Consider the following 13,301-nt stretch of genomic DNA (forward strand, 5'->3'; position numbering starts at 1 on the left):
AACATTATGAATAATATACGCTATCACATATCATATTTTATTGCTATACTTCTGTCGGTATTCATGTATTCCTGCAGCGATTTTCTAGATACAGAATCACGGAATACATTGACGGAACCGACTCAATGGGCGAGTGAAAAAAATGCAGATGTATACCTCAATGGTATATACAGCACACTGAACAAGCCAAGCACCCCAGACCCTCTCGATAGTTTCACGGATGATAATAACGGCGGGCCATATTGGGCTTCGTGGCAATGGAAACAGGGCATCGCCACACCAGAAATTAGAGGAGGCCATCCGATGATTCAGGATGGTACAGCCAACGACTTCATGAATTGGGGAGTTGTATATGAACGTGTTCGTAAGTGTAACGAATTTCTTGAACAAGTAGAGGCTCACAAAGGAAATTTCTCTCAGGAGTGGATAAACAAACGTATCGACGAAGTCCGTTTCCTCAGGGCATATTTCTATGCAGGTCTATGGCAGCATTTGGGTGGTGTAATTATACTTACCGAAACGCTCGACCGTAATACAATGACAGAAGAACAATTGTATCGTAAAAGAAACACATTTGAAGAGACATATAATTTCATCAGTGACGAACTGGGTGAAATTGTAACTAACGGCCATCTTGATGTTAAATATAATAAAGGCGATGCCAATGCCGGAAGGGCAACTTTAGGCTCGGCTTTGGCTCTCAAAGGGTGGGTAGACCTATACGCCGCCAGTCCGGGATTCAATGCAGAAGTACCTGTAGCGGCAGAAGGAACAGGGGCAACAGCCGAACAAGTGAAGTTGGTTGGATTCGGCAACTACGATATTAAACGCTGGCAAAAAGCAGCTACAACTAACAAGCAGTTTATAACCCTGTATAAAGGTACTTATGAACTTTTCGATGATATGAGTAAATTCTGGAGCGAAGCCACAGAATATAATTCGGAAATTATCTGGGATCGCCAGTTGGAAAGGAATATCAGCGGGCTAAGTACAGATTTTGCGCAAAAAGGAGGCCCTACATATGTATTAGGAAAGTATTATACATGGGGAAATTTTTGTCCTACTCAGGAGCTTGTCGATGAATTTTGTATGGCAAATGGGTTGCCTATCAATCATCCTGATTCGAAATACGATGCCGAGAATCCATATAAAGACAGGGAACAGCGCTTCTATGATTTCATTGTATACGACGGAGCGCCATATAAAATGAACTGGATGGAGAAAGAAGATATTATCTATACAAGAATTGATAAGGTGAATCCTTCGAAAAATCAGATCGAATTGGGGCAATCGGATGTTACACGCACAGGCTATTATTTCAAGAAACGTATGGATCCGGACTGGGAGCCTACAGGTGCGGGATATGGCATCAATTATGTATTCTTTCGTTATGCAGAAGTGTTGTTGAACTATGCAGAAGCACAAAATGAAGGATACGGTCCGGACGAGGTATATGATGTAATCAATGAATTACGCACTATGAGAGGACTACCTACTCTGGAAGATACGTATGGTGGAAAAACGCTCAACAAAGATAAGATGCGTGAAGTTATCCACCGTGAAAGAAGAGTGGAATTATGCTTCGAAAACAAGCGCTTCTACGACCTCGTACGTTGGAGAATTGCATATGATGTATTGAATAAAGAGCTTCATGGAATGAAGATCTATAATACCCAGGATGACAATTCCGGCAAATGGGTGTACGAACGTCTGCCGTTGACCAGCCATCCTCATATATTCCATCAGAAAATGTATTTATGCCCTATACCGTATTCTGTAATAACTGCTAACAGCAAGATTATACAGAATCCGGGATATTAATCAAAGAATATTACCTCCGGGATAAAAATGGTTATATAGGTTTACCTGAATATATTCCATAGAAATGAAAAGGGGGAAGATATAGTCCCGGAGGTATGTTAATTTCCAAAACAAAAAATACAATGAATAGTATAGTAAAACATCTGCTTTGTTTTATCGGGATATTTATGGCAATAATATCCGTATCTGCGCAGACAGACAATTATGGAGCAGGAGATGCCAATAAAAGATTTATGCCTTCACTGGGAATGCTCGGCGGACAAACGGAGTTCGACTATCTCAATCTGAAAAATCATCCGGGAAACAGTGGCGTTCCTCTCGGCGGCATTGGTGTCGGCAATGTACAGTTTGCTCCCGACGGACGTTTTGCCCGTATAGGTATGAATAATATTCATCTGCCAATAAGAAAAAGTACAGCATCATTTTTCTCAGTATGGTACAACGACGGAGTAAAAAGTGATGCCCTTATGCTGGTAAACGACCAGAACCCACAATATGGTATTGCACCTGTTGAGGAAATCTATTATAAAGGATTATTCCCACAGGCAGAAATGAGCTTCGGTAATTCTATCAAAGGAGTGGATATAAAAATACATGCTTACTCTTCACTAATACCTCACGACGTAAAGAATTCATCTCTGCCCGTAGCCTTTTTTGACGTTGAATTAGAATCGGAAAAGGATACAGAAATAGCTGTAGCATTTTCGTGGGAGGACTTCATTGGTAGAGGGATAAAAGAGCCTAAAAGTATAGAAGGTCTGGACGGTCAGATATTTAGTCACAATCGCGACCCCAAAAGTAATGGAGAAAGATGGCCTGACCGCGCTTTGGAACAAACTTTCTCTGAAAAATGGGATTGCGGCACATTGTCCGGCATCCGTCAGTTTTCAGCAAAACCTCTAAAGCCGATACGTGCTAATTTTCAGAATTATGTAAATGAAGTAGCTCTATTAGCTGAAAAGGAGGACGACATCCAACTATCCATTCTGCCTGCTTATGATATAAAGAATGGAAATAATGCATGGAAAAGTTTTAAAGATAATGGGATATTTGAGAATACTGACCAGAATATTTCATTCCTTAGTACCCCGTCAAAACAGGATGGTGGCAGTGCAATAGCATTAAAGACAAAAATAAAGAAAGGAGAGAAGAAAACTTTACGTTTCGTATTGGCATGGTATTATCCTGAGATAAAAATAGACAGGGAGAATGATATGCCAGAGTATTACTGGGTAGGCGGCAGCGATTATGGACGATATTTTCATAATTATTTCAACGACATAAACTCTTTGGTCGATTATGCATACCAGAAAAGAGATTTTCTTTTAGAAAAAACAAGTGAATGGCAACAGCCGGTTTTAAAAAGTACGATGCCAGACTGGTATAAGTTTAAACTGATCAACAGCGGATACGTCATTTACACGAATATGATTTTGAATAAAAAAGGAGACATGACTGTGAATGAAGGTGGAATGGGTGGGCTTGCCGGTACTATGGACCAACGTATTTCGTCCCACCCTTTTTACCAAAAGTTCTTCACGCAACTCGACCGTTCCGAAATGGATATCTTTGCCGATTCACAGCAATCTAAAGGAAATATAACACATTTCGTAGGACACTATTATATAGGCATGGGTACTGTTGGCGGGCGCATACCTACCGAAGACAGCTGGATGGTAGATAATACAGGAGGCTGGATAATACAGCTGGCAAAAGACTATCAGCAGACGGGTGATATAAAATATCTCCGACGGCATGTGGGCCGTGTACACGACGGCATGGACTTCCTTAGATCACTGATGCCCAAAGGCCTGAATATTCCTATCGGCCCGACAACGTACGATGACTTCACTCATCCTCCTGTTTACAGTTATGGTGCAAGCATATATCTGGCAACACTGAAAGCTGCTGCCGTTATATCACATGCAACAGGTAATACAGATAAGGAAAAAGAATACAATGAACAGTTCACCCTTACTCAAAAAGATATGATCCGCATGCTTTGGAACGGGCGGTTTTTCTCCTACGGATGCGAAATTGACGGTTCCGGCAAGTTGGATAATATCCTGTTTACAGGGCAATTGGGCGGACAGTTTGTTAGTCGATACTGCGGATGGGGCGACGTTATTCCGATGGATATGGTAAAGGCTTCACTCATTTCCCAATTCAAAATATCACTATCAAAAACGCCCGATTATTATGCAAATAAGGTATGGGACATAAATCAGAACAAAGGAATAGATAACAGGGGTTCGCAATGCTGGCCTTTCTACCTGGAAAGTTATACGGGATATCCGGCATTTCAATCGGGATACTGTGCTGATGCCCTTGAAATAATGAAGCATATCCAATTAGTACATTTACGCAAAGGATGGACATGGTGCCAGAATCTGTGGAATCCGGCAGAATTATCTTATATGACTGCTCCCGTTACATGGTTCTCGACTGATGTACTTGCCGGAGCAGGGCTGAATGTTCCTGATAAGGAATTAAGATTAGCCCCTGTAGTAAATGGCAAAGAGAAAATTATCCTGCCTCTCTATTACCCTACTTTCTGGGCAACGCTGACAGTAGAGCCGAAAACAAAAAAGCTATTATTGGAAATAACCAAGACATACGGTAACAATGGGGTCGTCTTATCAAGAATAGTAGCAGAACCGAACGGGGAAAGCACAGAAAAAAGACAAATTATTGAAATACCGGAATTCTCAGTTAAAGAAGGTAAAACACTGGATTTATCACTATATTGGGATAAAATAATTCGGGTTAATAGTGATAAAGCAATTTTGCCACGAGCCGACAAAGTCGATTTTATAACAGTGAAATAGAACAGATATTATATAGATATGGTAAAAAGTAAAATATTGCTTGGAGTAATAATCGCCTCTGTATTAGGAATACAAGTACAGGCGCAAGTATACAAAAACCCGAAAGCTTCGGTAGAAGAGCGTGTAAAAGATTTGCTATCACGCATGACCTTGGAAGAAAAGGTAGAACAGATGTGCATGACAGGAATCGGAAATTTCGACAAAACGCAGGCTGTATACGGAGTCTGCGAAAGCCCATTCGAAGGGCTGGAGCATGTGGCCACTCTATCGGCTAAAGCTAAAAAGCATGCGCGGGAAAACACCCGTCTGGGAATTCCCCCTATTCAGATAGCAGAGTGCCTCCACGGGGTACTTGCTTATGGTGCAACCATTTATCCGCAGGCAATTGCACAGGGAAGTACATGGAATCCCGAACTGATAGAAAGGATGGCGGCCACTATTGCTACAGAAGCCTCTTCGGCTGGAGTAGATCAGGCACTATCTCCATTATTCGACCTGATAAGGGATCCGCGCTACGGAAGAAATGAAGAATGTTATGCCGAAGATCCTTATCTTGTTGGAATTATGGGATCAGCTTTTGTTAGGGGAATGCAAGGAAGCCCTGAACAAACGAAAGTCGGCATTCCTGCCGGAAAACTCATGTGTACAGCAAAACATTTTGCCGGATATAGTGTTCCATGGGCAGGAATTAATCTAGCTCCGGCTTCATTGGGTGAACGCGAATTAAGAACATTACACCTCACTCCATTTGAGATGGTAGTAAAAGATGCAAATGTATATTCCGTAATGCCTTCTTATAATGAAGTGGACGGTGTTCCTGCACATGCAAATGATTTTCTGCTGAACAAGGTATTACGCGACGAGTGGGGCTTCAAAGGATATGTATTCTCTGATTATGGAAGTGTTTCGCACTTGTATAATTTCCATATGATCGCTAAAGACAGGCCGGAGGCGGCAATGCGTGCCATACAGGCCGGAATGGACTTAGAGGCTGCGCGTCCGGATGTATATCCTCATCTGGTACAGTTAGTGAAAGACGGCAAACTATCAGAAGGACTTATAGATAAAGCTGTTTCCCGCATACTGACTGCCAAATTCAAGGCAGGATTATTCGAAAAGCCATATGCGGATATCAAGAATGTAAAGAAGAATGTACATACACCGGAGCATATAGCTTTAGCCCGACAGATTGCAGAAGAGTCCGTAATATTGCTTCAGAATGAAAATGACCTGTTGCCTCTCAATAAATCCTCGTTGAAAAGCATAGCCGTTGTAGGCCCGAATGCCAATCAGGTACAATATGGAGATTATAGTTACACGCGCGATAATAAATCGGGTGTAACCGTACTGGAAGGTATAAAAAAGGCTGTAGGAGATAAGGTGACGATTAATTATGCTAAAGGATGCGGAATTACCGACCTTAGTAAAGATGGATTTCAGGAAGCAGTCAAAGCTGCTCAGGAAAGTGATGTAGTTGTTGCAGTACTTGGAGAAACCAGCGTTATCCTTTCAGGATTGGGCTGGGGAAAGGGCCCGGGAGAAGGAGAAATACAAGATCCTTTCACTACAGGAGAGGGCTATGACCTGACAGATATTAACCCAATAGGTGTACAACGTGAATTACTACAGGCCCTGAAAGAAACAGGCAAGCCGATAATACTCGTCCTTGTACATGGCAGGCCATGGAGCATAAAATGGGAGAAGGAGAACCTTCCGGCGATACTGGAAGCATGGTATCCCGGAGAACAGGGAGGAAATGCCATCGCAGATATCCTTTTCGGAGATGTAAATCCATCAGGAAGGTTGAATGCTACTTTTCCTCAGTCAGTCGGTCATATTCCTGTATTTTATGATTATAAGCCGTCAGCAAAGGGTATAAACAGGGAGCCGGGTACACCCGAGAAACCCGGACGGGATTATGTTTTCTCTTCTCCCGACCCATTATTTCCATTCGGATTCGGATTATCATATACTACCTTTGAATTTTCGGATATGAAAGTATCTAAAAAGAAATTTGGCAAGGAAGATATCCAAGTATCTGTAAAGGTTACGAATACAGGAAAACGTAAAGGAAAAGAAGTCGTTCAGTTCTATATAAATGATAAGATAAGTACTGTGACCACTCCGGTGAAAGCAATGAAAAGGTTCAAAAAAATAGAACTGGAACCGGGAGCAAGCAAGCAAGTTACATTCAATCTATCTTATAAAGATTTAGGTTTGTGGAACTCTCAGATGCAATTTGTAACAGAGCCCGGAGAGTTCGAATTAATGTTCGGACAATCTGCTGAAGATATAAAATGTAAAGAGACAGTTGAGTTCGTTCAGAATTGATCTACATATGATAGTTTCCGTTTTTTATTGACTCGTCCTGAAATAGGTTGAGAGGATTTAGATTAAATATTTTATAAGAACCGATGGATTTATTTCTATCGGTTTTTAGTTTTGATGCATAAAATTAGGAGTTTTCATGTTTAAAGCCAAATGTGGTCTTTTATCGTTATAAATATTGATAAATTATTTGATTAGTAATTTCAGATCCTGATAATTATTACATCAATTTGATAAACAGCTTGACGGCTAATCCCAAACAATCGACAACAACGGCTAAGACTCAATCGCTGTTGCTGTCGGATGTGTCCGATGGTTGGGCGAATAGTTTTTTCGTATCTGAGTACCATATTGCTTATAGAGATATCTATCATGGTATTGAGAATCTTATTCTTAAGTTTCTCATCTTGTAGTTCCCTTTCCAAACGTTTGATATGTTGGGCGGGTGTTTCCTTACTTTTTGACATAATGCGGCTATTGGGTTTTGACCAATCTAAGGTACCATGTTTTCTTAACCAAACCAAAACTCTACTTTTTTCCTGAATTCCATAATACTCTTGAGTTTGTTTATAAGTCATAGCCCTTTTTCAACTTGGCTGATTACCTGCAATTTAAAAGCTAAATTGTAATCACTTCTATACAAAAAAAATGATAATGTCCAATATATAAACATTTTTCTTGCTCTTTGTGAGATATTTATTTTACAGATTATTGGAACAATATCCAAAAGAATCGCAAAAAAATAAATAATAGAATTTAAGAAAATCTTGCATTAAAACATTTTATACTATAAATTTACATTCTGGATAGGTAAAAGGTTCTTCCCTGGGGAATAAAATCACATTTTATCAAATTATAGTTAATATGCCTACTGTCATAAAGAGCATAACTTTTTATTTTTGCCAACCGTTTCCATATTGCCATAAAAAATGGTGGTTAGTAGCTATACCCTCTTTATGGGTCTTTTTATTGACAAGTATGTTAGAGCCATTACGGCTGTCAACTATTTCTTACAAAATGAATGTAATATTTGTGGTTACTCTTATCACAAGCATATCATCTGCAATAGTTGCATATATTCTCCCTCTTATTTTTAAAAAATATCACGAACCGGCAAATTGGACAAGATATAAATTCTGCCTTACCGGAGTACTTATAATTCTTTTAACCATTCCTCCAAGTTCTTTTTTCGCCTACAAAGTTTATCTATATGGAGGATTAGAAGTAAATTACACTTTGGACAAGGTATTATTCTATTGGTATCCCATTGGATTCTTTATAGGTGCGGTACCTACTTTAATCATTTATTCTCTGACAAAAAAACGAAGTGTCCGAATTAAAAAGAAGAATAAAGGAATTATAGTAAGTAACTTAAATAAAGAACATGTTGGAGATAATAATGGGATGAGTGCCAATGATATCGAAATTGCTTTGTATGGAAATACTAAAGATAAATTTGTATTATCTTTCAATTGCTTCCTTTATGGAGAAGCGCAAAGAAACTATGTCACAGTGTTTTATATAAAAGATGATAAAGTAGAACGTACACTTTTGAGAACCACCTTGTCTCATATAGCCGAAGCTTTACAGCAATATCCTCAAATAATCAGATGCCACAGATCATTTATCGTCAACTTATCGCACGTTAGGGAGCTATATGGTAACTCACGTACCTGTTCTTTGAAATTTCACAAAAATGATATTCAAATTCCAGTAGCTAGATCTTATATAAAAGACATAAAAGAGATACTGAATATCTAAATCTATAAAATTTCTATCCTTTTTATCCTCATTTCTTTGGGACGGAGAAGACTTTTTTCCTTTTTGTCCCCAAAATCATCCTATATGTCCCTGTCGCTTTTCTTTTACAAAGGGGAAGCTTAGTTTTGCATTGACAAATTATGCGAATCATTCGAGAAGACTACAAATTTAGGATAACTAAGAACTTCAAAGACTATAATGTTTACCGAACTCATAAATACGTTCTCAAGCTATACTTTTTTCAAAGGAGAATTGAAATCTCGTAATATAAAAAATACAGGAACTTATATCGCAATATTATTGCTATACGTGTATTTCTTTACTGGAATAGGTAAATTGGGGTTAACAGCTTGCATCTTAAATATTTGTCTTTATTTGTCTTTACTTATATTTATCTTGCTGTTTGTGAAAATAGCGTTTAAATACTTAAAGGATGCAAGCTGGAATTCCCGTGTAGACTCAAGAATTATTTTCACAAACTTATCATAAAAAATCTGTCGTTATGAAAATCAAAGTGACATTTTGCATTTTAGTATTGTTTTTTGCGCCAAGACTCTTTGCGCAGGTAACCATAGGATTAGATGAATCACCTTCGAAAGGAGCATTGCTTCAGTTGAAAAGTGAAAGTGTTACAAATGGAGGTGCGAATGCGAAGGCGGGATTACTTCTGCCTCGCGTAGAATTAGACCCTACCAATTCTAACTCCGGAACCGACGCTTCAAAACTTGTCGCCTCACTAAAGCTAACATTGCCTTTAGGGACACCATTTGATGCGGCGGACCATGCCGGATTGATGGTATATAATATAACAACGAAGGCGGTCACCAGTAACGCTCCTTTCTCTCAGAATAAAATCTGTCCGGGTGTATATATCTGGAATGGTTCTCTATGGGAAAGAATGATGTCCACCGAATGTAAATAATTAAGAAAAATGTAATATGAAAAAAATATCGGGTAAAAAATATATAATTATTTTTTTTATAATCTTTCTAACTTCAACACAAGCATTCGCTCAGGTTACAATTGGTTCTAATCTGAATTATAACCCTGGATCAATACTCGATCTGAAGGAGTATGAATCCTCATCCGGCGGGGCCAATTCTACCAGGGGGTTGGCCTTGCCCCGGGTTAAATTAACAGATAAAAACAATTTATATCCGATGTTTGAAACCTCGCCCGGATCTAATACACCTACAAGTGATTACACAGGGCCTAAAAAAGCGCCGGAGGATGCTAAACATACCGGCCTCGTTGTTTATAATCTTAACAAATGTGATGGATTTGGATGGGGAACATATGTATGGGAAGGAACAGAATGGCATCCATTGACAGATGTAAAGTACTTATATCAACCGGATGTATCTATAGCAAATACTGAAGCAATAAAAATAAATGAAAGTACATATTTGATTCATTTGCCTAGTGGACGAGATTTGCGTCCTTTCCCTTCCAATAAAAAATTCACTCTGGGAGTTAACTGGACAGATCCGACTGAAGGTAATCTGAAGAAAAGCGCCGTAGAGACAATAGATGGAGGACTGAAATTTGTTAGTGGCAGCCACCCTGACAGCTGGCCGGGCCCTATAGCTTCCTCTCCCATATCATTCGACTATTATTTAAATGATATGTCAGATATAATCCCGAGTGATAATGCGAATGTACATAATCCTTTCAGAAGTAGGGAGACCTCGATAACATTCGAAACTCCGGAGAATGAATGTAAAGAAAAGAAAAATATAACAGTCAGACTCAATCAGACCAACTACAGGCTGACAGTGAAAAGAGATAATACTTATTTCAATACCCACTCTTACCGTTTTAGAAAAAAAAGTGAGCAATTCTCTACAGGTCCAGGTGTAAACTATTATCGGTTTTTATTACTCCCTCCATACAATTTATCGAATGTAGGCGGATTTAGAGAAGAAAGCAATGCACGCAGATATGCCACCTACAAAGATGAAACACCCGGTATTCTTTCTGCAACTGTAGTACCTGCTGATATACCCCAAGAAGCAGGGGAAGAGCGGATCGATGGAACTTCTGTTTTATACAACCGCAATCCAACTTACATATCTGCCACCTCGGCGCTAAACAAGCGTAAAAAAGCGGGGATAATAACTTATACTGACACAGCTGTTGTAAACCGGTTTTATCCTGTAGAAATACACTATATGCAGTGCGTGGTCGATGGCTACGATCAAACAAAGATTGAAAATGCAAGTGCAAATCCGGCTGAATGGGGAACGAAGGTATTAAGACATACCGACCGTAATAACAATACTTTTTATTCTGCAGACTTTGGGAGCGCCGGACGATGGATGATAACAAATCTGGCAGCAACAACATATGATGAAGGTAGCGGCTTTGAAGGGGAAGCATTGGAAGTATATCAGACAATAGATTTGCAGGCACATGACGGAGGTAAAAGAAAATACGCCTACCCTATGCTGGATGTAACGGAGGGTGAACCGGCGAATTGGGGAACCAAACCTACTGGCTGGCGCTGGGAAGAAGGCATATTTTATAATTGGTATGCAGCAACAGGGCGCCCTTTAGATCTTAATAACAACAATCAGGAAGGAGCGTCCGGTACAGAGCCTGCAAGAGTGCAGGGGATTTGTCCTAAAGGCTGGTATCTGCCTTCTGATAATGAATGGAATCAATTAGAACAGTTTGTATATAATAATATCAGTAAATATACTACATATGACAAAGAAGATATTAAGCTATGGACTACAAATATAACAACCAATGCATGGCTGTCCTCATGGAATACTACCAAAGGCGACAGAGGATTTACTATTGAAAATGAGCATTTAGGGCATGGCGCCGCTATGAAAGATATGTGTCCGCCTAAAAGCACTGCCACAGCATTTACTTATATGCAGGGATCTAAAGGCTACAGTGCCGAATATAACCTTGGAGGATTTAATGCAACAATGGTTGGGCGTATCAAAGCAAAAGAAAAGCCGGTGACAGTAGCTGATGAGCGGATGATACAGTATAGCCGGGCTTATAATGTCAATTATTGGACAAGGTCGCAAAATTCTGCAGGAGATGCCTGGTTGAGGGATTTTAATGTTAATTACGGATCAATAAACAGGACAACTTATATCAAAACACATTTGCTTTCCGTACGCTGCAAGAAGGCGCCCTAATAAGTGGATATATAGATACTTCTTCAATATAAAGATACTTGATTCAATATGGTTGAATTCGAAAGAAATCGCATCGACATTTTTCATATCCCTTATAATGGAGCTATCCAATACTTTTGCATAATGTTGCGTCATTCTTGTAGAAAAATGTCCGAGCATTTTTGCTACATTCGGAAGCGATACATCATTCGCTAAGAAAACGACCAAAGCCGCTGTATGGCGCGCGGTGTGAAATGTAATTTTCTTATCAATGCCGCATATTTCACCGATCTCACGCAAATAATCATTCATCTTCTGATTACACATAACCGGAAGCAACACACCCTTTAACTGACAAAGCGGATGCTCTTCATATTTATCAAGTATCTCCTTTGGTATAGTCAACAATGGAATATTACACATATTACTTGTCTTTTCACGGGTTTTAAGAATCCAAAGGTTTCCTTTATTATCCGTTACAAGATGCTCTTTTCTCAGATTATATACATCAATGAATGCCAATCCCGTAAAGCAGCAAAAAAGAAAAACATCACGTACCAATTCCAGCCTGTCGATCTTAAATTCCTTTTCCGACAATCTGTTTAGTTCTTCCAGTGTAAGGAACTCTTTATTTACCGGAACTTCATGAAACTTAATTCCGGCGAATGGATTTCTTGTAATGTATTCATTGGCAATAGCAAGATTAATCACTTTCTTAAAGCATTTCATGTAACGGATAAACGTATTTTGCTGGCAACCTTTTTCTGTTTTCATGAAAAACTCAAAGTCACGCACCAACTCTCCTTTTACTTCTCTCAGAAGCAGATCGTCTTCACCGTACTTTTTCTGAATCAGTTCTTTCAGATAACGGGCACAGCATTCATATCGCCTGACCGTAATATCAACATAATCAATCCCGATTAACTGCCTGCACTTTTCATTATGCTCATTGAAGAAAGCAATCAGTGTTTTACGATCCTCATTATCCATACCGAAGAACTTGTTTTTAAGAATGGTGGCAGAGATTGCTTTGCCGCTTTCTTCCAATTCCTGATAGATATTAATAAGTTTCATTTTGCTATTCAGGATGTATTCATTCAAATCGCGAGATACTTTATCTCTTGCTCGTGAACACTCTTTGGCTTGACTCCATAGGGCAGGGTTAATACTCTTCTTGGTGCGAAGTTCTTCCCGTTGTCCGTTGACAGTAATTCTTAAGCTTACTGCCGCATCACCGTTTTTTAATAACTGGTTCTTCTTAATGAAGAACGAAACTTTAAAAGAATTTCTCATTTCGCCTTAATTTTAATGGTTCAAAACTAAGGAAACAAGCCTAAAAACTAAGTAAGCAAAACGCTGCAAATCACAGAATTAGAATCCTAATCGAGACTATTTTTTAATAGTCTCAAAATAATCTCGATTAAAT

At 39.2% G+C, this 13,301-nt stretch carries 7 protein-coding genes and 1 pseudogene; 6 read left to right on the forward strand and 2 right to left on the reverse strand.

From position 1 onward, the window contains the following. The first annotated feature begins 6 nt into the window (after window positions 1-6). The 3 genes from K348_RS0117095 (at window position 7) to K348_RS0117105 (ending at window position 6,980) form a co-directional block, all read left to right on the forward strand. Window positions 7-1,821 (forward strand): RagB/SusD family nutrient uptake outer membrane protein, encoded by a 1,815-nt coding sequence (locus K348_RS0117095; protein WP_029906762.1) that lies wholly within the window; start codon window positions 7-9, stop codon window positions 1,819-1,821. Window positions 1,822-1,943: 122 nt separating this feature from the next. Then, window positions 1,944-4,649 carry a GH116 family glycosyl-hydrolase gene (locus tag K348_RS0117100; protein WP_029906763.1) on the forward strand — a complete coding sequence of 902 codons (2,706 nt, stop codon included), beginning with the start codon at window positions 1,944-1,946 and terminating at the stop codon, window positions 4,647-4,649. An 18-nt stretch (window positions 4,650-4,667) separates the two neighbouring features. After that, complete coding sequence (locus K348_RS0117105) at window positions 4,668-6,980, forward strand: glycoside hydrolase family 3 N-terminal domain-containing protein (RefSeq protein WP_036930756.1); 2,313 nt, start codon at window positions 4,668-4,670, stop codon at window positions 6,978-6,980. 412 nt (window positions 6,981-7,392) lie between these two features. On the opposite strand, the pseudogene K348_RS19600 reads toward K348_RS0117105, so the two are convergent. Beyond that, window positions 7,393-7,650 (reverse strand): annotated as a pseudogene (locus K348_RS19600) (hypothetical protein); the annotation flags it as partial. 344 nt (window positions 7,651-7,994) lie between these two features. Here K348_RS19600 and K348_RS0117115 point away from each other — a divergent pair. The 3 genes from K348_RS0117115 to K348_RS18905 all read left to right on the forward strand — a co-directional run bounded on the left by K348_RS0117115 (window position 7,995) and on the right by K348_RS18905 (window position 11,896). After that, on the forward strand, window positions 7,995-8,738 hold the full coding sequence (locus tag K348_RS0117115) for a LytTR family DNA-binding domain-containing protein (RefSeq protein ID WP_029906765.1): 744 nt from the start codon (window positions 7,995-7,997) through the stop codon (window positions 8,736-8,738). Between the two features lie 502 nt (window positions 8,739-9,240). Beyond that, window positions 9,241-9,660: a hypothetical protein gene (locus tag K348_RS0117120; RefSeq protein ID WP_029906766.1), complete on the forward strand. Its 420-nt coding sequence runs from the start codon at window positions 9,241-9,243 to the stop codon at window positions 9,658-9,660. A gap of 238 nt (window positions 9,661-9,898) precedes the next feature. Then, a complete protein-coding gene (locus K348_RS18905; RefSeq protein WP_156032918.1) occupies window positions 9,899-11,896 on the forward strand; it encodes an FISUMP domain-containing protein in 1,998 nt (665 codons plus the stop codon). Here the strand turns inward: K348_RS18905 and K348_RS0117130 are convergent. Continuing rightward, a complete protein-coding gene (locus K348_RS0117130; protein WP_081852609.1) occupies window positions 11,831-13,168 on the reverse strand; it encodes a site-specific integrase in 1,338 nt (445 codons plus the stop codon). The genes K348_RS18905 and K348_RS0117130 overlap by 66 nt on opposite strands. Window positions 13,169-13,301 lie beyond the last annotated feature (133 nt).

Source organism: Prevotella sp. 10(H) (assembly GCF_000711235.1).
GTDB lineage: Bacteria > Bacteroidota > Bacteroidia > Bacteroidales > Dysgonomonadaceae > Dysgonomonas.

Excerpts from the sequence above, each read along its gene's own strand:
- K348_RS0117095 (WP_029906762.1), top strand. The coding sequence starts at position 7 with ATGAATAATATACGCTATCACATATCATATTTTATTGCTATACTTCTG.
- K348_RS0117100 (WP_029906763.1), top strand. The coding sequence starts at position 1,944 with ATGAATAGTATAGTAAAACATCTGCTTTGTTTTATCGGGATATTTATG.
- K348_RS0117105 (WP_036930756.1), top strand. The coding sequence starts at position 4,668 with ATGGTAAAAAGTAAAATATTGCTTGGAGTAATAATCGCCTCTGTATTA.
- K348_RS0117115 (WP_029906765.1), top strand. The coding sequence starts at position 7,995 with ATGAATGTAATATTTGTGGTTACTCTTATCACAAGCATATCATCTGCA.
- K348_RS0117120 (WP_029906766.1), top strand. The coding sequence starts at position 9,241 with ATGAAAATCAAAGTGACATTTTGCATTTTAGTATTGTTTTTTGCGCCA.
- K348_RS18905 (WP_156032918.1), top strand. The coding sequence starts at position 9,899 with ATGTTTGAAACCTCGCCCGGATCTAATACACCTACAAGTGATTACACA.
- K348_RS0117130 (WP_081852609.1), bottom strand. The coding sequence starts at position 13,168 with ATGAGAAATTCTTTTAAAGTTTCGTTCTTCATTAAGAAGAACCAGTTA.